At 70.4% G+C, this 22,223-nt stretch carries 20 protein-coding genes; 9 read left to right on the forward strand and 11 right to left on the reverse strand.

The features are described 5' to 3' along the window. Nucleotides 1–94: 94 nt before the first annotated feature. The gene (locus tag V6U89_RS18815) at nucleotides 95–217 is read right to left on the reverse strand and encodes a hypothetical protein (protein WP_334572582.1); all 123 of its coding nucleotides are present in this window, start codon (nucleotides 215–217) and stop codon (nucleotides 95–97) included. Between the two features lie 99 nt (nucleotides 218–316). On the opposite strand from V6U89_RS18815, the gene V6U89_RS18820 reads away from it, so the two are divergent. Further along, nucleotides 317–2,566, forward strand: coding sequence for a hypothetical protein (locus V6U89_RS18820; protein ID WP_334572583.1), 2,250 nt, complete (start codon nucleotides 317–319; stop codon nucleotides 2,564–2,566). A 39-nt stretch (nucleotides 2,567–2,605) separates the two neighbouring features. On the opposite strand, the gene V6U89_RS18825 is transcribed toward V6U89_RS18820, so the two are convergent. The 7 genes from V6U89_RS18825 to V6U89_RS18855 form a co-directional block, all read right to left on the reverse strand. Continuing rightward, on the reverse strand, nucleotides 2,606–4,267 hold the full coding sequence (locus tag V6U89_RS18825) for a hypothetical protein (RefSeq protein ID WP_334572584.1): 1,662 nt from the start codon (nucleotides 4,265–4,267) through the stop codon (nucleotides 2,606–2,608). 203 nt (nucleotides 4,268–4,470) lie between these two features. After that, nucleotides 4,471–4,734 carry a hypothetical protein gene (locus tag V6U89_RS18830; protein WP_334572585.1) on the reverse strand — a complete coding sequence of 88 codons (264 nt, stop codon included), beginning with the start codon at nucleotides 4,732–4,734 and terminating at the stop codon, nucleotides 4,471–4,473. A gap of 234 nt (nucleotides 4,735–4,968) precedes the next feature. Then, the gene (locus V6U89_RS18835) at nucleotides 4,969–5,952 is read right to left on the reverse strand and encodes a hypothetical protein (RefSeq protein ID WP_334572587.1); all 984 of its coding nucleotides are present in this window, start codon (nucleotides 5,950–5,952) and stop codon (nucleotides 4,969–4,971) included. Between the two features lie 262 nt (nucleotides 5,953–6,214). Then, nucleotides 6,215–6,850 (reverse strand): hypothetical protein, encoded by a 636-nt coding sequence (locus V6U89_RS18840; RefSeq protein WP_334572589.1) that lies wholly within the window; start codon nucleotides 6,848–6,850, stop codon nucleotides 6,215–6,217. A gap of 526 nt (nucleotides 6,851–7,376) precedes the next feature. Continuing rightward, entirely contained in the window at nucleotides 7,377–8,273 is an 897-nt protein-coding gene (locus V6U89_RS18845) for a hypothetical protein (protein WP_334572590.1), read from the reverse strand. Then, nucleotides 8,266–8,763: an RNA polymerase sigma factor gene (locus V6U89_RS18850; RefSeq protein WP_334572591.1), complete on the reverse strand. Its 498-nt coding sequence runs from the start codon at nucleotides 8,761–8,763 to the stop codon at nucleotides 8,266–8,268. The genes V6U89_RS18845 and V6U89_RS18850 overlap by 8 nt, the downstream gene beginning before the upstream one ends. A gap of 213 nt (nucleotides 8,764–8,976) precedes the next feature. Continuing rightward, complete coding sequence (locus V6U89_RS18855) at nucleotides 8,977–9,951, reverse strand: cation diffusion facilitator family transporter (RefSeq protein WP_334572742.1); 975 nt, start codon at nucleotides 9,949–9,951, stop codon at nucleotides 8,977–8,979. Between the two features lie 234 nt (nucleotides 9,952–10,185). On the opposite strand from V6U89_RS18855, the gene V6U89_RS18860 reads away from it, so the two are divergent. Further along, nucleotides 10,186–10,545 (forward strand): ArsR/SmtB family transcription factor, encoded by a 360-nt coding sequence (locus V6U89_RS18860; protein WP_334572592.1) that lies wholly within the window; start codon nucleotides 10,186–10,188, stop codon nucleotides 10,543–10,545. Nucleotides 10,546–10,803: 258 nt separating this feature from the next. Here V6U89_RS18860 and V6U89_RS18865 read toward each other — a convergent pair whose 3' ends face one another. Further along, nucleotides 10,804–11,061, reverse strand: coding sequence for a hypothetical protein (locus tag V6U89_RS18865; protein WP_334572593.1), 258 nt, complete (start codon nucleotides 11,059–11,061; stop codon nucleotides 10,804–10,806). A gap of 162 nt (nucleotides 11,062–11,223) precedes the next feature. On the opposite strand from V6U89_RS18865, the gene V6U89_RS18870 reads away from it, so the two are divergent. The 7 genes from V6U89_RS18870 (at nucleotide 11,224) to V6U89_RS18900 (ending at nucleotide 20,655) form a co-directional block, all read left to right on the forward strand. Continuing rightward, nucleotides 11,224–11,949, forward strand: a complete 726-nt coding sequence (locus V6U89_RS18870; RefSeq protein WP_334572595.1) for a GAF and ANTAR domain-containing protein — start codon at nucleotides 11,224–11,226, stop codon at nucleotides 11,947–11,949. 824 nt (nucleotides 11,950–12,773) lie between these two features. Beyond that, nucleotides 12,774–15,254 (forward strand): choice-of-anchor D domain-containing protein, encoded by a 2,481-nt coding sequence (locus tag V6U89_RS18875; RefSeq protein WP_334572596.1) that lies wholly within the window; start codon nucleotides 12,774–12,776, stop codon nucleotides 15,252–15,254. A 791-nt stretch (nucleotides 15,255–16,045) separates the two neighbouring features. Beyond that, nucleotides 16,046–17,473, forward strand: a complete 1,428-nt coding sequence (pgsB, locus tag V6U89_RS18880; protein WP_334572597.1) for a poly-gamma-glutamate synthase PgsB — start codon at nucleotides 16,046–16,048, stop codon at nucleotides 17,471–17,473. Continuing rightward, nucleotides 17,473–17,937 (forward strand): poly-gamma-glutamate biosynthesis protein PgsC/CapC, encoded by a 465-nt coding sequence (locus V6U89_RS18885; protein ID WP_334572598.1) that lies wholly within the window; start codon nucleotides 17,473–17,475, stop codon nucleotides 17,935–17,937. The genes pgsB and V6U89_RS18885 overlap by 1 nt, the downstream gene beginning before the upstream one ends. Further along, on the forward strand, nucleotides 17,937–19,001 hold the full coding sequence (locus V6U89_RS18890; RefSeq protein WP_334572599.1) for an NlpC/P60 family protein: 1,065 nt from the start codon (nucleotides 17,937–17,939) through the stop codon (nucleotides 18,999–19,001). The genes V6U89_RS18885 and V6U89_RS18890 overlap by 1 nt, the downstream gene beginning before the upstream one ends. A gap of 9 nt (nucleotides 19,002–19,010) precedes the next feature. Continuing rightward, nucleotides 19,011–20,174 (forward strand): CapA family protein, encoded by a 1,164-nt coding sequence (locus V6U89_RS18895; RefSeq protein WP_334572600.1) that lies wholly within the window; start codon nucleotides 19,011–19,013, stop codon nucleotides 20,172–20,174. Between the two features lie 283 nt (nucleotides 20,175–20,457). Beyond that, nucleotides 20,458–20,655 (forward strand): hypothetical protein, encoded by a 198-nt coding sequence (locus V6U89_RS18900; protein ID WP_334572601.1) that lies wholly within the window; start codon nucleotides 20,458–20,460, stop codon nucleotides 20,653–20,655. A gap of 124 nt (nucleotides 20,656–20,779) precedes the next feature. Here V6U89_RS18900 and V6U89_RS18905 read toward each other — a convergent pair whose 3' ends face one another. Both V6U89_RS18905 and V6U89_RS18910 read right to left on the reverse strand, forming a co-directional pair. Continuing rightward, nucleotides 20,780–21,826: a fatty acid desaturase family protein gene (locus V6U89_RS18905; RefSeq protein ID WP_442933950.1), complete on the reverse strand. Its 1,047-nt coding sequence runs from the start codon at nucleotides 21,824–21,826 to the stop codon at nucleotides 20,780–20,782. A gap of 31 nt (nucleotides 21,827–21,857) precedes the next feature. Further along, nucleotides 21,858–22,007, reverse strand: coding sequence for a hypothetical protein (locus V6U89_RS18910; protein ID WP_334572604.1), 150 nt, complete (start codon nucleotides 22,005–22,007; stop codon nucleotides 21,858–21,860). Nucleotides 22,008–22,223 lie beyond the last annotated feature (216 nt).

A 22,223-nucleotide genomic window follows, 5' to 3' on the forward strand; every position in this document is an offset into this window, starting at 1 on the left:
AGCGCGCCAGCCCTGTCAGGGCGCGATTCGCGTCAGGCCGCGAGGCGGACACGTGAGCCCCATGAGCGCTCCTTAACTCTTTGAGCGTTGGGGGTCAGCGCCAGCAGATGATGGCGCAGGCGAGGGTGAGGAATGCTCCCCGGGCCTCCCTGCGGTCCCCGCCGCGCTGGCACAGCCGGAACATGATCAGCCTGACCTCGTCCCGCTGCGATGACACTGCTTGATGCGGGTGGGCGCACAAGCGCAGGGCCGGCTGTCGGCAAAGCGACGGGTGGTATTTCTGGGCTCGGTGCGGCGTAGCCGGGATGCTTGATCGGTGCCACTCAATGAAGATCGTCGGCGACCGCCCGTCCTTGTACCCCTGTTGATCCTCGCCGGTCTCACCGCGGGCGGCTGGTACGTGACACATCAGAAGGAGCCCCTGAGCATCGCGGACCAGATCGCCAGCGTGGCGAGCCTGCTGGTCGCCCTGGTCGCGCTGACGCTCACGCTCATCGACCGCCGTTCGCCGTCCTTCGCGGTCACGGCCGACAAGGTCCCGCTGGACGCAGCGGCCGATGCCCTCGCCGAACGCAGCCTCGCCGAGTGGCTGCCGGAAGCCGCCGTCCACGACCTCGATCCTGCCGATCCGATCCCGGTCGCCTGGGCATGGGATCCGAAACGGTCCCGCTCACGAGACGACTTCCCGGCCAAGGCGCGTCCTCCGGCGCACGGCGTCGTCAACCGGCTCTATGAACGGGTCTACGACCTACTCCCTCGCTCGACGCTGCTGGTTCTCCTTGGCCAGAAGGGCACCGGCAAGTCGGCGGCTATGCTGCTGCTTCTGCTTGCGGCCCTGCAGGACCGCGAGGCGCGGCTGCGCCGCGACCTCGCCCGGGGCGGCACCCCGAGACGCCTGCCGGTTCCGGTCTGGATCACGGTCGGCGGCTGGAATCCCGACGTACGACCATTGCGGCAGCTCGCCGCGGAAGCGCTTGAGTGGATGCTCCCGGCGCTGGGCAACGACCGTAACTTCGGACCCGGGATGGCGCAGCAGTTGATCGAACGCGGGGCGGTCGCGCTGTTCCTCGACGGCCTCGACGAGATGCCCGACGACCTGCGAGACAAGGCCATGACCGCCGCCGCCCGGGAAGTCCGGGCCGGACTCCGGATCGTCGTCACGGCCCGCCCGGACGGCTACGTACGGCCAAGGATCCCCGGCAGCCGCATCCCGGCGCCGGTGGTGGTGCAACTGCAACCGCTGGACGCCGAAACCGTCGCCGCCTACGTCACCCGGCGGCACACCGGCGACGAATCGACCGCCTGGGCGCAAGTGGCCGCCCACCTGCGCGACCATCCGAATGGGCTTGTGGCCTCCGCTCTCGACACACCGCTGATCGTGTCGCTGGCCCTGGCTGCGTATGCCTGGCCGCTGCCGGCCTGCCACGATCCCCGCGACCTGCTAAAGGCGACGTCCGACACCGCGATCCGCAACGACGTCATCGAACTCTTCCTGCACCGCGCCTATCCCGCCGATCCCGATGAATTGGCACGTCAGGAGGCGCACCGGCGTGCGACCACGGGCGGGCCGAGGCGCAAGGTCACGGCAGCGGCCCGGTGGCGGATGCAGCGGGAGCGACGCCGCGGCCTAGCGTTGCTCGAGTGGACCGCCTTCCATCTGCGAGACAACTCGGACCTGCACTGGTGGAAGATCCCGGCCTGGGTGTCGCCGGACCGGCTCGCCGGCGTCTGCACGATCACGGCAGGGGCGCTCGCCAGCATCCTCGCGCTCCTAGGGGACTTGGCCGTGCGCCAACCTCCGTCAGTCATGACCGTTGCCGCCTGGATGCTCGGGCTCGGTGTCGGCGGCGTCTACGGCGGCCTGTCGTTCAACCGGTTCATGGCATCGCGGACCGGTCCGGCGCGCCTACGAGTCCGCTGGCCGGACCGCGCCGAGGCCACCCACGTACTCGGTCAGGCCTTCACCGTCGGCCTCCCGTTCGGCATCGGGGTCGGACTGGTCCGCGGCGTAGCCGCGGGGGCCACCATCGGGACGGGCTTCTTCATGCTCGGCCTCTTCGGCGGAGACCTCGGTCCCCGCGACCGTGGCCTCCTCGCCATCTGGTCGCGTCCGCTGGTCGACTCACCGACGATGACTCCTGTCAGCAGCTATCGCTCCGACCTGCTGCGCACCGGCATCGTCGTGGCCGTCGCCATGCCCGCCGTGTCGGTGTTCCTCACCCTGTGCGGTCAGTTCGACGATGCCAGCGACTACGGCATCCGTTTCGGGCCGGGGCTCGGCCTACTGCTCGGTCTCTTCCTGGGAATGGGGCCAGCCGTCCTGCTGTTGCTCGCTCCCCTGGCGGCCCGCGGGACGGGTGCGGGCAGCCGGTCGGTGGCCGGCCTGCTGCGCAGCGCGCACGATCTCAAGGTCGTCCGGCAGGCCGGGATGGTCTATCAGTTCCGGCACCGTGAGCTGCAGGCCCATCTGGCGCGCCGTTACCAAAGCAGGTCCTCGCCGGTTCCAAGACCGGAAAACCGCTCGAGAACCCCGGTTTCAGCTTCGCGGCCGGGGAGTGTTCGTTGATCAGGCCGTTGAGGACCTTCCGGCCAGGGCCGATCGGCCTCACCTGACCGGGTGCTCGACCGACGCCGGACGGTCTCCGAGCCCGGTCGCCGGGCCGCGTCGTCTTACCGGGCGCTGCCGCGGTCGCGGAGCCGAGAGTTGCTCGGTGGCCCCTTCCCCGGTGTCGGGGGTCGCGACCGGTGGTGCGGTACGGCTCGCCGCGGTGTCTACCAGGTCCGGCAGGTCCCGCCCGACCACCAGGGGTAGCTCTCGCGTGGCTGCCGCGATCGGCCCCGGGTCGTCCGCCGGGTCGGCGACTCGGGCGACACGTGCCCGTCCCGTCGCGGTCGGCGCCATCGCTGCCGTGCTGCGGGTCGTTGCCGGCGGCGCGGTGTCGACCGGCTCCGCGACGGAGCCTGGTGCGTCCGTGGTCGACGGTGCCTCCGCCCGGCTGGTGGCCGACCGGCCTGCTGTGTTGCGTGCCGTTCTTCGCGGTGCGGCTGCCGGCAGGAGGGGGGCGATTTCCGCGTGCAGCGCCGCCCAGTCCGAGGCGCGGGGCGGGTCGGCCTGATCCGTGGTCGAGGTGAGCTGGCCCGTGCTTTCGGCCCGCTCCAACTGCCGGACGGTACGGTCCGGCGTCGCCGCCCGAGATCGCTCCGATCCCGGTTGTTCGGCACCGTCTCCCGCCTGCTCGGTGGCGTCCGCCTGCTCAACGGCGTTCCCGGCCGACTCTGGCCGCGCCGAGCCGCCGGAGGCCGCGTCCGCCGCAGGGGCTACGGGGACCGCGTCCGTGACCGGGTCCGGCGCGTCGGCGAGCAGCCGCGCGGCGGAGGCTAGCGCGACGGGGTCGGGTTGACCGGTCCGACGCCACCGCCGGCGGCGGCCGCCCGTCGGCAGGTTCCCGGCCAGCACGCGCGCAGGTGCCAGATCGGCGGCGATCAGCGCGGTGAGCCCGTCGTAGTCCGCCTGCTCGGCCAGCCGCCGGGCGATCTCGTCGAGGTCGTACACCGCCACGGCGATGTCCGCGGTGGTGGCGTCCAGCGCTCGGCTGATCTTGCGGTGCAACACCTTGCTCAGCGCCGCCTGCCGCCGCTCGGCGCGAATCTGCGCGCGGGCCGCGTCGAGCGAGCCGTACAGCCCGAGGCCGGGGTCGGCCTTGGCCAGCGAGCGAGCACGGCGGGTCAGCCACGGGTGTCGCAACCAGTGCCCGACCGGTTCATACGCCGGCGTCGTGGGCGGCAGCTGCCGCCTGGCGCGCAGCCGGTCCCGCCGCTGGTTCTCGGTGTTCATCAGCCACACCAGATAACCGAGCAGGGACATGCCCGCGTAGAAACCGCCTTCGAGATGGTTGCTGTGCGCCAGCCAGTTGAAGGCGACCGCGGCGGTGGCGATACCGGCCGACAACACGCGGGAAAGGATCGCCGGTTCGCCCAGTCGACGCCGTACGTCGGCGTTCGCCAGCACCACGACGCCGCCCAACTCCAACGCGCCAACGGCGGGAAGGGCCACATACCAGGGCATGCCGAGCCGTTCCATCGCCCCGGACACCTGGCCGCCGAGCGCGATCAGCAGCACGACAACGTAGAACCCGGTGCGGAACACGGCGACGTGCCGCACCGCCCTGGCCAGCTCCGCGTCCCACGCCTCCGGCGGGTCGGCGCCTGGCGCCCCGCCAATTGAATTTCCGCCGGTCATCTGGGTTCGGTCCGGTTCCTGGAACACGCCGAGCAGGTTCCTCTCTCACTCCGGCCCCGGCCTGACCGGCGCCGCGGCAGCCCGGCGGTGCCGTCCGCCGAGTCGTACCAGAGCTGGCGCTCCGGCTGCCGGCCGTCGTCCGCCGCATGCTACAAGGTTGGTGACCCAATTGGAGATCTCAGCTACCGCGCTGGGCGCATCGGGTCACCCCCTCCGCGCCACATTGCGGGTCATCCGTGCTCACCGACCGGCACCACCGTAGCCGGCGCCGTGCCAGAGGCACCCGATCGTGCGACAGTCAGCAGCCCCTGCAAGGTGACGACGGCGGTGCCGCTCATGGTCATGCCGCCTGGGCCTGCGGCGAGCCGGTCTCGGTCGTAGGAGCGGCTGTGTCGGGCGGGCCAGCCGAGAAACCGATCGAACATGTCGGGGGCGCTTCTCGTACTGCTGTCGTTCGACATATGCAGGTCTGCATGCGCATGGCGGCTGTCCACCTCCAACCGCTACCGGCTTGCCTCACCACCTTGTGGCTGTAACGGCGAGTGACAAACAAGCGCTGTCCCTGGGAGACGGTCGAACGCCATCTCTTCGGCCGGACGGGACCGTTGCTCCCAGACCTCCCTGCGGTCTCGTCCGGCCCTCCCCATGTCCGATCCCGCCCTCCGGAGGGTGGTCCCGCTCCCCTGCCATTCGTTGAGCTGATGGTTCGCCTGCTGAGGTCGGTCCCGCTACTGCCCGGTCAGAACCCTGCAGTCGTTGCCCGCTGCCGCGAGTAAGGCGCCCGCAGTGTCGAGCCGGCCGACCGCGCGGTGGGTGGCGGCGAGGGTTTTCCACTGGAGCGGGTCAACGGTCAGCACCGCCGCGGCCGGGTGGTTGACCAGGAGGTCGAGCCGGTCGGTGTCGGTGACTGATCGGGCTGCCTCGGCCAGGCACATCACGGGTAGCCCGAAGAGGCGGCCCTCGTCGGCGACCTTGGCGATCGCCTCGCCCACGGCGGTCGAGCCCTCGGCGAACGCGAGGATGGCGGAGGTGTCGAGGATGAGCCGGATCGGCAGGTCGTTCAGGGCGGGGGCCGGCTCGTCCGGGCGGGTGGGTGGGGTGAGTGAACGGTCGCGGGGCCGACGCCGCCTTGGGGTGCGCCACATGGGATAGGTGGCGCTGCCGTCCGGGAGAGTGAAGGGCTCGAGGGGGACGTAGCCGTGCCGTGCGTACAGGTCTCGGTCGGCGAGGGTTGTCACCTCCGTATAGGTGGGCAGCAGCGCCTGGGCCATTCGAGCGTTGCTGGTGGCGAGCAGGGTGCTGGCACGCCTGACCCGGTACGGCTTTGGCGCGACGGTGAAGAACGCCAGGTGGTTGTGCGGGCCGCGGGGTCGGTGCGTGTGCAGAACGTCGTCGAGGTGCAGGAAGCGGTCCACGTATTCGCCGCAGGCGACGGCGAGCCGCTCGCCGTACGCGGTTGGCGGTGAGAGGGGACCGTAACGGTGCAGCCACACGGAGGCGGCGGAATTGTCCTGCAGGAGAAAGGCCTCGCCGAACAGCAGAGCGTGTTCGGTCCAGACGCGGACGACGGCGCTGAGGATGTCCCGCCGACGGTGTTCGTCAGGTACGAGCCATGCGCCGATCGCGCTGTCGGCGAAGGGGCCGACGACAAGATCGACGATGTGGGGGATGTCGTGCCAATGGGCGCGGCAGACGGGCAGGTTGTTGGTCACGCGGTTCTCCGGTTAGCAGATGCGGCTGGTCAGCGATGGCGTTGTCGCCGGGCTGTGCAGAGTTCTGGGACGTCATGACGCCCGAAAGTGGACGCGGCTTTCACGATCCGCGCCGATGACGCCAGGAGTGGTACGGACAGAAGCGGTTCCGCAGGGCCGTGTAGGCGGGACCGGACCCCAGGTGGCAGCGTTGATGACGGTGCCTGTGTGGGGCGAATGGCGGTCGCGGCTGTCCGGCCTGAGGTGAGGGTGCCGGGGTTGCTCAGGCGGGCCTGGTGTCCGGTGGACCGGAGCGGCTCGCGAGCTTCTCGCATCCGGTGACGTAACCGCCGGCAGGCTGCAGGGCCGGGACCCAGGAGCGCGGCGCAGCGTCAGCCGGGATTCCTGTCCCGCCGGCAGCGGAGCCGTGGCCGGCGGCGTTGGCAGGAGCACCCTGAGTCAACCCGAGGGTATGGACCAGGTCGCCTGCCCACTGCACCTGACTCGTTCCGACCGCCTTCGTCGACCGCGGGTCAACGCTCGCTGTCACGGACGTCCGCGTCGCCTGCGGGGCTATCGGGTGGACCGCCGCCATTGGCGGGAGCGGCCGGACGATCGCGGTGGGCGTTGCGACCGGCGGTGCCTCATCCACCGATGGCGGCGTGTCGACGGCAGGCGCCGACGGTGCGGCGGGTGAGCCGATGATCGGCGGGATCAGGCCGAGCACCGGCGCCAGAGCGGGCGGTAGAACGTCAACGATCGGCTCGGTCACTGCCCGGACGACAGTGCCGACCGGTTCCAGCGGGCCTGCCCCGGCGAACTCTTCCACAACGGGCGACGCCAGGCCCACGGGACGCGTCGCCGAGGTGGCTTCCTCGACGACCGTTTCGGCCTCGGCGGCTGCCGTCTGGTCCACCACCTGACCTACTGCAAGCTGCACACCCGCCGACCCCTCATCCGTCGGCATTCGCACCGGTAGGTCCAAGCCCGGCAGCTCGCCCCAACTAGCGAGCCTTATCTCACCGCCGACGCCGCCTGACGGGCTGTCCATCCCGGCGCCGGTAGGCGAGAAGGGCCCACATTCCAGGGAGCCGCCACGGAGGGTTTCGCCGACGCTGAGCAGGTTGCCGAGGGGGCAAGACGCCGCAGAGCCGGCGGCCCGAGCAGCATCATCCGCAACCGCCTCGTGAAAGCCCCAAAGACCGACCACGCCTCCGATCAGGAGAGCGCCACGCAGCGTCCACCGAGCCAGCCGGCCTGGACACCGCAACAACAGGCACCTCCGATGGAACGCCGCCGTTCACCCCAACGCCTGTGATTGTGCCTTCGGGTGACTGTCCAGACACCCTCCGACACACCGCGGAATGCCGCCGCGACCTCCGGCAGCTGACCGGCCGCAGCGCACCCCGCCCGCCCGAGCTGTCGTCACGCGCGTCCGCCGTCGGCTACCTCGCCGCGAGCCGGCCCGCCGCCGCCGTGGCGACCATCCGCGCGTACGGCTCGTCCCGGTCGGGCGAGAACATCACGGTGCCGACCAGGTCGCCGACCCGGACCACCGCGACGAGCGTCACGATCGGATCGGCGGCAAGCGTCCCACCCTCGTAGTTCCACTGCTCCTCGCGGACGAGCAGCGCCTCGTCCCCGGCGAAGCCGGTGCCCACGACGGTGAACCTGCGGGGCGCCGGACTTCCGGGCGCGGTCGACGGTGTCCCCGTGCCGGCGCAGGTCGCCAGGACGTGACGTACGTCGTCGAGCGCCCGCGGGCCCCACCCGCCCGCATACCGGTGCAGGTGTTCGTAGACGTACCCGGCCGACCCGGTGGCGTACCCGGTGAAGTCGAGGTCCGCCTGCCGGCGCAGAGACGGGTAGTCGGAGCTGCGGTAGGCCGCGCACAGGTCGGCCCAGCGCCACGTGTCGCCGGAGAACGGCTCGCTGGGCAGCTGCTTCCGCCACGCACCCGGCCCGAGATCCGCTGGCCGGAGCATGAGGGTGCTCAGGTCCGCCGCGCCGGGGTCGGGCCTGCCGCTGCCGTTCGGGCTCGACGGGGCGCTCGCCGCCGGGGTCGTCGGGCTCGGCGCCACGCTCGGCGACCCGGTGCCGCTTGGCGCCACGGTCGTCCGGCTGGCGCCGGGGGTTGGCGAGCCGTCGCCCGGCCCGAGGTTCGCGGCCCAGCCAACCCCCGTCCCCGCCACGGCGACGGCGACGACGGCCAGGCCGGCTACGACCGCCTGGCGCTGGGAGCGCTGCCGTCCGCGACGGCGGACCGCCTCGGGGAACGCGAACGGCGCCGGCGGCTGCTGCCCCCGCAGCGGCGCGAAGGTGCTCTCGAATCCGTCAGACATTGTGCGCCTCCGCAGGTGTCGCCTCGAGCAGGTTGGCGAGCGCTCGCCGGCCGCGGGACAGGCGGGCCTTCACGGTGCCCTCGGGCACGCCGGTCTCCCGCGCCACGTCGGCCACCGGCAGACCGACCAGGTGATGCAGCACCAAGGCGGTCCGCTGAGCGGGCGGCAACTGGGCGAGCGCGCCGACCAGCGCGACGCTGTCGGGGTTGGGGCCGGGCACGTCCGGCGGTGGGCCGGCCCGACGGTAGGCATGCAGCGCCGAACGGGCCCGCCGCCAGCGACTCACCGCGACGCGGCGGGCGACCGTCCGTACCCAGGCCTCCGGATCGGCGTACTCGCCGACCGTCGACCACCGCTGCCAGGCCCGGGCGTACGCCTCGTGCACCACGTCCTGCGCCTCGGCGGCGTTGCCCGTGAGGGCGTACAGGCAGTCGTAGAGCCGCTGCCTGCTACCTCGGTAGAACGCGTCAAAGCTCTCCTCGCCTGACATGCGTCCCTCCCTCCCCGCCTGGTCGTACCCCTAGTCACGCCGCACCCCCGCCGGCGGTTGCCTGCCGGGCGTTGGTTTCGCTCCGGATCTGGCGGGGGGATACGCGGTGTTCCGGAAGCACGGACACGAAGCACCGCCGTCAGCCACCAGATCTTTCGGCAGAGTGTGTGACGACCCGGTGTCCGCGGCTGGGCGTGAAACGGTGGCTTGGTTCTACGCTTCGGCGCTGCGGCGTTGGTGGGACAGGTCGGTGTGGTGGTGGGCGCCGGGGTGGCTGTGCGGGTCGGTGTGCACGGTGGCGGTGGTCAGCCTGGGTACAGCGTGGGTGAGCTGGTGTTCGGCGTCGGCGGCGATTTCGTGCGCGGCGATCAGGGTCAGGTTCGAGTCGACGACGAGGTCGGCTTCGGCGTGCAGGCGGTGGCCGATCCACCGCAGCCGCACCGCGGTGACATCGCGGACCCCGTCGACGGCGCGCAGGGTGTCCTCGGCCTGGTCGACGATGGCCGGGTCGACGGCGTCCATGAGACGTCGGTACACCTCGCGGGCGGCGTCCTTGAGCACGAAGGTGATCGCAGCGGCGATGGCCAGGCCGACGACAGGGTCGGCCCAGGTCCAGCCGGCCCAGGCGCCGAGGGCGGCGGCGACGACGGCGAGGGAGGTGTATCCGTCGGTGCGGGCGTGCAGGCCGTCGGCGACCAGCGCGGCGGAGCCGATGCGGCGGCCGACGCGGATGCGGTACTGGGCGACGAGTTCGTTGCCCGCGAAGCCGACGATCCCGGCGGCTAGCACCCAGGGCAGGTGGGTGACCTGCGCAGGGTTCAGCAGCCGGTCGACGGCGGTCCAGGCCGCGGCCACGGCCGAGCCGGCGATGACCAGGACGATGACGATGCCCGCGAGGTCCTCGGCGCGGCCGTAGCCGTAGGTGTAGGCGCGGGTCGCGGCGCGGCGCCCGAGCAGGAAGGCGATGCCCAGCGGCACCGCGGTCAGGGCGTCGGCGACGTTGTGCAGGGTGTCCCCGAGCAACGCCACCGACCCGGACAGGACCACGATGACCGCCTGCGCGGCGGCCGTGATCCCGAGGCCAACGAGGGAGATCCACAGCGCGCGCAGCCCGTCGCGGGACGATTCGAGGGCCTGGTCGACCTTCGCCCGCGAGTCGTGCGAGTGCGGCACCAGCGTGTGCCGCAGCCGGTCCCACCACGACCCCGGCCCACGCCCATGCGCGTGGTCATGGTCGTGGTCGTGCGGCGCGTCCCGGCGGTCGTGGCCGTCATGACCGGCGTCGTGTCGCCGTCGGCCCGCGCTGTCGTGGCCGTGGCCGTGGTCATGGTCTTGGTGCTGGTCCCGCACGGGTTGAGGCTCCCTCGGGCACGGCTCGGCGGGGTCGGTCCCCGCCGGATCCCGTCCGGATAATATGTGCTCATGTACGCACGCGACAACGTTGCAGGTGCCAACGAGCGGCAACAACGCCGGCCCGGTGACGCCGAGGTGGCAGCTGCTGTCGACATGCTGCGGATGCTCGGCGACGGCACCCGGCTGCGGCTGATGTGTCTGCTCAGTGAGGGTGAGCACGACGTGACCACGCTGGTGACGGCGGTCGGCGTGGCCAGACCGGCGGTGTCGCAGCACCTGGCCAAGCTGCGCCTGGCCGGGCTGGTCACGGTGCGCCGCGACGGCCGCCGCGCCCTCTACACCGCCCGCGGCGGACACGTCCGCCGGCTGGTCTCCGAGGTCCTGAACGCCGCCGCGCACCGTGTCACGGGAGAGCCCGAACACGACTGACGCCCGACAACAAGACAGCCGGGCGCGCCGGGGCGGCCTGCCGGCTGCCACTCGGCGCGTCCGGAGTGGGGGTCGTCGAACCAGGTGCGGGTGAACTGGCGTACCGCGTCGACGTCGACGCGGTCGCAGTGTCGCAGACCTGGAACGGCACCACCACCGGCGCAGGTGCTCGGCCACGAACCGGCGTCCATCGGCACACGCCGTGGCCGCGGAGCAGGCTCAGTCTTCCCCGGCCGATGCTGCCCAGTCCGAAGGGGATCACCGACTCGCACCGGTTGCCGGTGCGCCCAGGTTCGTCCGGGTGCCGGTTGCCGCCAGCAGGTAGGTGACGCACGGGGCGGCCTCGCGCAGGGTCAGCGTGACCTGGGCGCAGGTAGCGGCGCGCTGCGTTCGCAGCAGGGCGGTGATGCCGTGGGCGCTGAAGAAGCGGGTTCCGGTTCGCGTGGTGCCCGGACCGGAGCGCTCGATGGGGAGGCTCGATGGAAAGACGAGTACTCTGACGAAGCTGTAGTCCACCTCCGCGGCAGCGGTTGTGGCGAACCGGCGTCAAGTAACCGGCGTGGGTCCCGGCTCCGCCCTGGTGGGTCCGTGCAGCGGTCCGCGACGTGCGGGCTGCCATCCGCGCGCCCACCCCGGTTCTGCTCTGTGACGGCGCGCCGGTCGTGAGGATCTGCTGCCATGACCCACCCGCCCACGGACCCTGCGGACGCCTTCGCCGAACTCGGCCGCATCAAGCTCACCGAGGGTGGCCTCGACGATGTCCTGCAACGCGTCACCGAACTCGCCAAACGTGCCCTGCCCACACCGGTGGAGGTGTCGGTGACGCTGGTCCGCGACGGCACCGCACACACTGCGGCGTTCACCGAAGACCTGGCCCGCGACATGGACGAGCGGCAGTACGCCCAGGGACGCGGACCGTGCCTGGACGCGGCCGCCAGCGGCGACGTCATGTCCGTACCCGACCTCGCCGCCGAGGACCGGTGGCCCGACTGGGCCGAACGCGGGGTGAAGGCGGGAGTGGGCAGTTCCGTGTCGATCGGCCTGCCCATCCAGGATGCGGTCGTCGGAGCACTCAACGTCTACGCTCGCACCCCGCACACCTTCGACGACGACACGGTGGAGGTCCTGCAGACCTTCGCCGCGTACGCCGCGGTCGCCCTGGCCAACGCGCAGCTCTACGACAGCACCGCCACGCTTGCCCGGCAGATGCAGGAGGCGATGGCCAGCCGCGCGGTCATCGAGCAGGCCAAGGGCATCATCATGGGCGAACGCCGGTGCACCCCCGCAGAGGCGTTCGCGATTCTGGCGAAGGTGTCTCAGGACTCCAACCGCAAGGTCCGTGACGTGGCACAGGCCCTCGTCGACCGGGCTGCCGGAGCATCCCGGGATGACCGCGCCGGCTGACCGCCGCCGGGACGAAGATGATCGTCGCGGTGAGGCACCGCGAGCCAGGCCAGCCGGTCGGTGAGCAGCCGGCCCGCCGATCGGAAGATCGGGGACGGCGGCGGCCAGCACGCCGGTGCCGCGCGCGGCTCGAAGGGCGGCGGCGATCGACGCTCTAACGACTGCGCCCAGGCCTGCACGGCGTGCGCGGACGCCTGCCTGAGCGAGGACATGGCCGCCGAGCTGGCCACGTGCCTCCGGACGAACCTGGATTGCGCCGACATCTGCGCGACCACCGCCCGGGTGCTGTCCCGACACACCGGCTACGGCGCCAACATCAGCCGCCCCTGCTGGAGCGTGCGCCACGGCCTGCAAGTCCTGCGGGGGCGAGTGCGCCGACAAGCACGAGCACTGCCGCATCTGCGGCGAGGCGTGTCGCGCGTGCGAGCGGGCCTAAGATCGCCGCCGTCACGTCCAGAGGCTGAAGCAGTTCGGTGGCGGCGTCGACCGGCTCGTCGACATCGGCCGGGGTGGCCCCAGCTGGGCCCACGGTCGGCGCTGCAGCGGCCGCCACGCCGCGCCCCCGGCCTGCCCGCCGGACCCCTGCGGCCCAAGCGATTCGGCGCGGACCGGGCCAAGGCTCGGGTGCTGCCAGGAATGACAATTCCGGGCGAACACCAACGTTCAACGCAGCACTATTGGTGCGGCGTTCGCCAACGGGCAGGCCGTCGTCGACCGCGTCGCAGACGGACGTTTTGACGGTTGCCGAAGATCACTCGGCTATTTACGCTGCCTGAGCCCGGGCGGATGCTCGGCGTCAAGTCTCTGACAATCATGGGGCATTCGTGCGTACCCTTCGCGGCGCCATCGCTGGCGCCATCGCACTTCTCATCACCTCCACAGCACCGGCCGGGGCGGCACAGGCGGCGGAAAGCACCGTGCCTTCCGCCCCGCACACGGCCTTGACCATGAACTTCGACGGCTGGGGCTACATCGACGGGAGCTTCTCCTACGAGCCGTCCCGGAACAGTCTCGAGATCTACCAGCAGAACGCCAACGGCTACGCGCTCGTCATGCGCGGCTTCGCGGCAGAGAACTGGCACTACCTGGATGTGACCCCACCCAAGGGCACCCGATTCCTGGCCGGCCAGAAGTATCAGACGACGACGAACTTCTCGCCGCAGGACTCGATCACCGTCCTCAATATCAGTGGCGACGGGCAGAGCTGCGGCTGGAGCAGCACGCCGGGGACCATCGAGGTCAAGGAGGCGGCATACGACGATGCAGGCAGGTTCACCGCCTTCGCCGCCACGTTCTCCGTCCCCTGCGGCTGGCGCGGCAGTGCCAAGGGCGAGATCCGCTTCCAGTCGAGCATCGGCTACAAGGCAACCGACACCTGGGCCTACCAACTTCAGATGGGAGCGCAGCCGGCCGGCATGCGCGGCAGGACGCAGAACGTCACCGTCGAGGCGAACGGCACCGTGCCCACCACCTTCGGCGCGGCGTCCCTCTCGGGGACGGACCCTGGAGCCTTCGAGATATCGGCCAACACCTGCTCCGGCAACACCCTGAACTACGGGCAGACCTGCCAGCTGAGCATCTCGCCGAAGGCCTCGGCCCTCGGCGAGCAGAGCGCGGTTCTCACCCTGGTCGAGGACTCGGTCGCCGGCAAGGTCACCCGCCTGCTCTCGCTCACCGGCTACGACCCTCGCGACGCCACCGCAGCTCCGGGGTACTTCAGCTTCGGGGACGTGCCGGCGTACGAGACGTCTGCGCCGCAGACGGTGACGCTCACCGGCGCGAGCGACCTCCCGATCACCTTCGGACAGGCCACGCTCGGCGGCGACAACGCCTCCTCGTTCAAGATCACCAGTGACGGCTGCTCCCAGAAGACCCTGAGCAAGGGGCAGAGCTGCTCGGTCACCGCGGTCGCCCGTCCGTCGTCACCGACGCAGGTGGGGGCGCTGCTGACCCTTCCCGACAACAGCTTCGCCGGCAGGACGCAGCTCTCGTTGGGCGTCAACGGTTACCCCGACGACCGCGGCACCTACTACCCGGTGGCGCCCTACCGCATCATGGACACCCGCACCGGCAAGGGCGCTCCGAAACGGATGGTCGGGCCCGGCGGGGTGGTCAGCCTGCAGGTCACCGGATCCGGCGGAGTGACCACCGAGGCCTCCACCGTGGTGCTGAACGTGACCGTCACCGGTCCGACGATGGACGGCTTCGTCACCGCCTACCCCTCCGGCCTCTCCCGCCCGACCGCTTCCTCCCTGAACTTCACGAAGGGGTGGACCGGCGCGAACTCGGTCACGGTCAAGGTGGGTGCCGACGGCAAGGTGAAGTTCTACAACCACGCGGGCTCGACGCACATCATCGTCGATGTCGACGGCTACTACTCCAAGGGCCACGAATGCTGCTCGGGCTACATGGGCGGCCAGTACCACCCGCTCTCCAAGCCGATCCGCATCACCGACACCCGGACCTGGGGCACCGGTCGGGTGCCCCGCGAGCACTACATCAACTCCGCAGCCTCGTGGGGATCGACGATCAACCCGAGGGTCAGGGCGTTCGCGGTCAGCATCACGGCGACGCAGCCGAGTTCGTCGGGCTTCCTCACCGCCTGGGAGGGATCCCCCGACAACCTGCCCAACACCTCCACGTTGAACTACTCGACCGGGGCCACGGTGCCGAACTTCGCTGTCGTGCCCACCACGCCGTGCGCCAACTGCGGCAGCGCGTCGGGTTGGCCGTCGATCGGCGTCTACACCCACGCGCCGACCCACATCGTCGTCGACATCGTCGGCTTCTACGACGACGGGTCGCTGCCCAACGGTTTGCGCTTCCAGTCGATCACGCCGACCCGGATCGCCGATACGCGTACCGGTCAGGGCTGGCCGTCGCGTCTCGGCCCGGGCGCCACGGCGGCGGTCCCGACGCCGAGGACAGTCGCGAACGTCGACACGTGGGGCCTGGCTACGAACGTCACCGCGGTGAAGCCCACCTCGACGACCGTCATGACGGTATGGCCGTCCGGGGTGCCCCGGCCGAACACGTCCAGCCTCAATCCCAAGGCAGGCTCGCTCGTATCCAACGCAGTCCAGACGATGATCAGCCAGGACGACAAGTTCAACGTCCACAACGCCTTCGGATACACCAACTTCGTGGTGGACGTCGTCGGCACCTTCAACCTGTATCCGCCGACCCCGCCCGTCGGGTGGGGTAGCAATCTCACGTCCGCTGCGCCGCAACCCCGACTCGGGACGGGCCGCCCCGAAACTGCGACACCAAAGGTGTCGACGGCCCATCTGGTGAAGCGGATCTAGGAAACGCGACGGCGAGGAGAATGGCCTGCGGCTGCATCGCCGCAGGCCATTCTTCTTCAGGCCGTCGGGCCGACCGGAGCGGCAGCTGTCGCCGAAGCCGCGGAGGCCGGCCACCTTCGGCGGAGTGGATCTCCTCGCCGACGTCGGGCGGATTCGCACCTAAGCAGAGCAGGCTTGGGCGATCGGCGGCGGCACTGCGTCCGTGCTGGTGCAGGAGAGCTTGTCCCACCGCCGTCAACCGGCCGTTCGGTTCACTTTTGTCGGCCACGCTGGTGGATCTTTAGGGAGGGTGCGCTGATACCGGCCCCTCGCTCGGTCAGGATTGCCCTCATCCCTTGGGGTCGGAGCGATTGCCGCGAATCGTCCTCACGAGGTGATTCCGGACCTCGAATCTACGCAACTCGCGCCTCGGGTGATGTCCGCCCGGCACACCCGAGGAATCTGGCCGCTGGTGCCATGTGACAGGGTGCTTCCCGTTGGCGCTGTAGCTCATGTTGCGCTGTCAGGGCTACGTCCAACGGTGGGGATAGGCGTACCGGTCCTTCCGGCCTGGCCCGCCGTCGCTCCGGCGGCAGCGCTCCGCCTGCTCCGCAGGCGGTCGGTCAGGTCATCGGCTTTACGGGGGTCGGGCGTGTCTACGCAGGTGAGGTTGGCGGAATCGCGCCCTGTCGGTCTCGCGGACGGTGCGGAACTCGGATGTGGCGGGTGAGCTGGATCGTCGCGCCAACTGCCATCAGCGGCAGGACTCGGGAGTGGGAACTGCTGCGGATCTGTCGGCATGAGGCAGCCCGATGACGGCGATGCAAGTGCCGCTGTGGCTGCTCGGAATCGGTATCGCCGCCCTGCTCGTCTACCTGGTGGTGGAGCGGGCGCGCCACCGCCGGCAATTGTCGCAACTTCCCACCCGGATCGTGGTGAACGGCATCCGGGGTAAATCGTCCGTGACTCGGCTCATCGCCGGCGCGTTGCGCGCCAACAAGCGGCGGACCGTGTTCGCCAAGACCACCGGCACGGCGGCCCGACTGATCTATCCGAACGGTCGTGAGGTGCCGATCCGCCGCGGCCTGGGCGGGGTCAACGTCATCGAGCAGATCGGGGTGGTCCGGCGGGCCGTGCACGCGGATGCCGACACCCTTGTCATCGAGTGCATGGCCGTGCTGCCTGAGCTGCAGCAGGTCAACCAGGAACTGCTCATCGAGAGTGACATCGTGGTGATCACGAACGTGCGGGAGGACCATCTGGAGGAGATGGGGCCGACGCTCGACGACGTCGCCCGATCGCTCAGCCGGTCGATGCCGCACTTCGGCACGGTGGTCACCGCGGAGCGGGACAGGCTGCACATCCTGCAGGAAGAGGCCGACAGCCGCCAGTCCAGGCTGGTCGCGGTCGATCCTGACACCGTGACGGATGCGGAGATGCGCCGTTTCCGGTGGATCACCTTCAAGGAGAACGTGGCGCTGGCCCTGGCGGTCGCGCAGCTGTGCGGCGTGGACCGCGCCACCGCGCTGAAGGGGATGTGGCAGGCGGCGCCGGACCCGGGTGTGCTGCGGGTGGACGCCTGCTCGCACAACGGGCGGCGGTTCGCGGCGGTGAACCTTTTCGCCGCGAACGACCCGGCCTCGACGCTGATGAACATCCGGCTGCTGCGGGAGCGCCGCCTGATCGGCCAGCGGGTCGCGGTCGTGATCAACTGCCGGCCGGACCGGATCGAGCGCAACGGGCAGATGGGCTCCATCATTTCCGACATCGACCCGGAACGGGTCTTCCTCATCGGCTCGCCCACCCGCAGCGCGTCGCACCTGATCGACGAGAAGTGGCGTGACCGGGTGGTCGACCTTGACGGCGAGCACCGCAGTGGCGTCGAGTTGCGCGACGCGATCGTGGCGGCGATGGGCGCGGGCTCGACCGGCATCGCCCTGCTCATGATCGGCAACATCCACGGCCGTGGTGAGGAACTACTCGAGGCGCTGCACCAGGTCACGGTTGCGGCGACGGCGGCGGCGCCGTTCGACGAGCTGTCCCATACGTTGGAGCGCATCTACAAGCTGGACAGCGCCTCGAAGGCGGGCGCGGACAGCAAGGGCCCTGTCGACCTGGACGCCACCGTGGTGCTGTCGCGGGCAGACCTGATGGCCACCGCCGTGCTCAACAGTGCCCACATCGCCGTCCTGCACGCCGACCGCCGGCGCGCGGCCCGCTCCGCAGCGAAGGAATTCTGATGCCTACGTTCGACCTGTCCTCTGAACTCAGCGCCGTGATCATCGCCTCGGGGCTGCTGTTCGGGCTTGTCGGCTACCTGGTCACCAACGTCGCGCCGGCCGGGCTGATGGTGCCGGGCTGCCTGGTGCTGACCGCGCTGCAGGACGCCCGCAGCCTGCTCACCGTCGTGGCGGTCACCGCCGTCACGGTCGCCCTCATGAAGCTGCTGCAGCGCATCACCATCCTGTACGGCAAGCGACTGTTCGCCGTGGCGGTGCTGGTCTCGTCCTTCATGTCGGTCACCTCGTTCGTGCTGCTGCACGTGCGCTACCCGTTCCTGTTCGGCGGGGACACGCTCTCGTTCATCATCCCGGGGCTGATGACCTACCAGTTGGTGCGGCCGCGGGCACTGCAGACCCTCGCCGCCACCGGCGTGGTCAGCGCCGGCACCGGCGGTGTCGCCCTACTGATGATTTCGCTCTGATGCGCCGCTCGCAGCTCATCCTCGCCGGGGTCACCGCCGTGATCCTCGCCGTGATCCTCGCCGTCGTCGGCCTTGTCGTCGTTCGGCTCACTCACGACGAGCCCACGACATCCGGCGCCAAGCCCAACGGAACGGCCCGGGCCACCACCGCCCCGCGCAACGACGCCGAGCGATTGGCGCAGCGATACGAGTTGGTCGACCAGACCCGTCCGGACCGCACCGAGGTGCAGCGCCGGACCGACGGGGCTGTCGTCGCCACCCTGACCGTCGGTGCCCGCACGGTCGTCTTCGCCGGTCCACAGCGCCGGTTCACCGAGCCGTCGAGCACCTCCGCGGTGATCGACTCGACGTCCTGGGTGCGGCTGGCGCCCCGACCCTGGCAGCCCCGGCGACACATCGACGAGGAGGTTGCCAGCTGGCTGCTCGACAAGCTCGAGGACCGTGACCCGCCGATCGACATCCTGGCCGCCTCGACCCAGTACCTGCCGGGCGCCCCGGACGGCTACAACGACGACGGCGTGCGCTACATCGGCGATGCCGGGTTCGGCTACGTGCACAGCGCCGACGAGCGGGACGGCGCCGACTTCTACGACTACCTGGAAATCCCGTGGAAGTTCAGCGACAGCGGCCGGGTCAAGCCATCCAAGCGGTGGGACCGTGACCTGGACTGCTCCGGCTACATCAGGCTGATCTACGGCTACCGGTTCGGGATCCCGCTGCTCAACGAACCCGTGACCACCACCGTCGACGCGCTGCCCCGCACCGCGTCGAGCATGGCCGCCTACGCCCGATCGGTGCTCGTCGCCGCCGGCCGCAACGCCAGCGAACCGCCGGCCAAGCTGTCCGCCGTGCAGCCCGGCGACCTCGTGTTCTTCGCGCTGCACGACGATCCCACCCTCATCACCCACTCCGGCATCTACCTGGGCAAGGACCAGAACGGCGGCATGCGGTTCGTGTCGTCCCGCGGCACCATCGACGGCCCCACCTTCGGCGACGTACGGGGAGACGGGGTCATCGACTCCGGCTACTTCGGGCAGCGGCTGCGCCGGGTCATCCGCCTCTAAGGAACGCTCATGCGTGCACTCCGCATCATCCTCATCGTCGCGCTCGTCCTCTCCCCCGTCGCCGTGTGGGCGCTACGCGGCGACATCATCCGCGAGCGACTGTCGGCCGAGCCGCGCGTCGCCGGCCAGACCGCCGCACCCGCGGGCCCTCGGCAGATCACCATCGCCGGGTCCGGCGACATTCTCGTTCACCCGCCCACCTGGCAGCAGGCCCGCTCCGACGCCGAGAAGGCCGGCCAGGACGGCTACGAATTCGACCCGTTCTTCGAAGACATCCGCCCCGTCGTCTCGGCCGCCGACCTCGCCATCTGCCACATGGAAGCCCCCATGGGCCCCGGCAGCCCGCAGGACTTCCCCCGCTTCCGCGCCCCCACCGACCTCGCCCCTGCCGTCAAGGCCGCCGGCTACGACACCTGCTCCACCTCCAGCAACCACGCCCTGGACCAGGGCGAGAAGGGCGTCTACGACAACCTCGACGCCCTTGACGCCGCCGGCCTGCGCCACACCGGCACCTTCCGCAGCGCCGCCGAGCAAGCCCGGCCGACGATCTACCAGGTCAACGGAGTCAAGATCGGGCACCTGTCCTACGCCATGCACTTCAACGGGTTCAAGCCCCCGACCGGCAAGGCATGGATAGCCAACCGCATCGACGTGCCGGCCATCAAGAAGGCCGCCGCCGCCACCCGCAAGGCCGGCGCGCAGATCATCGTGCTCTCCGCCCACTGGGGCACCGAGCTCGTCCACGAGCCCAGCGGAGACCAGCTGTTCTGGGCCCGCAAACTCATCGCGGACCCGAACATCGACCTGATCATCGGCCACCACGCCCACGTCGTGCAGCCCTTCGAGAAGGTCGGCGACAAGTGGATCGCCTACGGCGTCGGCAACACCCTCGCCCGCCACGACTTCCCCGTCGACGCCAACCGGGAAGGCGTCATCGCCAGCTTCACCTTCACCGAACAGCCCAACCACCGCTGGAAGGTCACCCGAGCGCAAGCCACCCCCATCTGGCTGTCCCTCAAACCCACCCTCCGCGTCGTCAACCTCCCCGCGATCGTCGAGCACATGCCGTCTGTCGATCGCCGCCGGGCCCTCTACACCGCAGCCATGGACCGCATCACCGGCTACCTCAACTCCCGCGGCGCCGCCGCGGCCGGGCTGCACATCGTCCGATGACGGATGCCGGGTAGGCGGCGACTGACTGCGGTCGCCGGCACCTGGAGGCTCCGACGGCCGTCGGCGGCCGACCGCGGTCGCGGCCGACGGGCGGTCCGTTGCGGCGGCGGTGCACGGCGGAGGGCAGGGCCGGGTAAGGTGCGGTGTGTGTCGCCGGGCGGTCGCCCGTGATCGAGACACCGCCACCGAGCGCCACTGCGAGCGCCGGACGGTTACCACGAATGCGCGGCGAAAACTGCCCGCGAACCAGTGCGCTCCTCACCTGCCGAAATGGGACTGTTGCATGACATCGAACGACAATGATCGCTCCGCCTTGTTTCTCGCCACGCCGAACACCGACGAGCGCGACGACGCGGGCGTGACCTTCGACGGCAGCGAGGAGGCGATGCGGCAGTTGCGCCATCCCTTCACGGTGACCCCCACCCGCCCCTCGAAGCGGCCGACGGCGACCACGGGTGACGACCCGGAGCAGCGCGACTGACCAGACGCCGTCGGGCATCCGGCCCGCCGACCACGAGCAGGACGAGTCGAGGAGCGGGCGAGCGGGTCGCGCCGCCATCGGGACCACCCGCGGACCAGACTCACGAGGTACGGGGGAACCGGCCTCAGCGCAGTGCGGCGTCCGTCCGTGGCTCGCCGGATCCGATGTCGTCCAGGTGGCCCAGGGCCTCGGCCCAGGACCGGGCGAGGGTCGTCTCGTGGTAGTCGATGTCGTGCTCGGCGCAGAACCGGCGAATCAATGGCCGGGCGTGGCGCAGGTTGGGGCACGGCATGCTCGGGAACAGATGGTGTTCGATCTGATAGTTGAGCCCACCGAGCAGGGCGTCGACGAACCGCCCACCGCGCACGTTGCGCGAGGTGAGCACCTGTCTCCGCAGATAGTCGAGGTTGTCCTCGGCGTCGAGGATCGGCATGCCCTTGTGGTTGGGCGCGAACGAGCAGCCGAGGTAGAGGCCGAGCACGCCCTGGTTGACCGCGATGAACGCGACGGCCTGCGCCGGGCTCAACACCAGGAGGACGGCGGCGAGGTAGCCACCCAGGTGCAGGGCGAGCAGTCCGACTTCGGCGGGCCGACGCGCGATGCGGCGTGGGCCGAGGAGGGCCTTCACGCTGTTGGCGTGCAGGTGCAGGCCTTCCAGCAGGAGCAGCGGGAAGAACAGGTACGCCTGGAAGCGGACCACCAGCGCACCGAGGCCGCGTCGTCGCCGGGCCTGGCCGGTGGTGAAGGACAGGGGCGCCACGGTGATGTCGGGGTCCTTGCCCTCGGTGTTCGGGTGGGCGTGGTGCCGGTTGTGCTTGTCCACCCACCAGCCGTAGCTGAGCCCGGTCAGCAGGTTGCCGTGCACCATGCCGATCAGGTCGTTCCCGCGCCGCGTGCGGGCTATCTGCCGGTGCCCGGCGTCGTGGCCGATGAATCCGGCCTGCGCGAAGACCACCGCGAGGGCCGCAGCGACACCCAGCTGCCACCACGATTCACCCAACCGGGCGAACAGGCCCCACAGTCCGACGAAGGAAACGACGACGAGGCCGATCCGCACGGTGTAGTGCCCCCGCCGCCGCGCGAGTAGACCCGCGGCCCGGACCTGCCGGGACAGGTCGGCGTAGTCACTGCCCCGCTGGCGGTCGGCGCCGATGCTGGTGTCACTCACGATCGCATGTCCGCTCGTCGCAGCCGCCAGTCGATCAGCGGCGTCGACCCGATCCTCCGGTCACCCGCTCCATGAGCTGTCGAAGCTTCTGCTGCGTGCTGGGTTTGGCCGCCTGGGTACGGCCGAACCGCATCAGGTCACGACCCTTCGGGCTGTTGAGCAGACCCTTGATCCGTGCAGTCATCGATCCCGACGTCACGATGCACTCCCTCCTGACGGCCGGCTACCGGCTGACCCGGCGCCCTTTCACCTTCAGTGTCAGCCATCGCCGAGCCGTGTCGGGGCGGATTGAGCGATCCTCCCACCGTCGCCGCGCCACCGGCCGCCACGCTGGGACGCCTCATCCTTTCGGCTAGCAATTGATCCGTCTTTCGGGTAGCGTTCCCGGCATCAAGTGAAC

This window comes from Micromonospora sp. CPCC 206171 (genome assembly GCF_036906755.1).
Taxonomy (GTDB): domain Bacteria; phylum Actinomycetota; class Actinomycetes; order Mycobacteriales; family Micromonosporaceae; genus Micromonospora; species Micromonospora purpureochromogenes.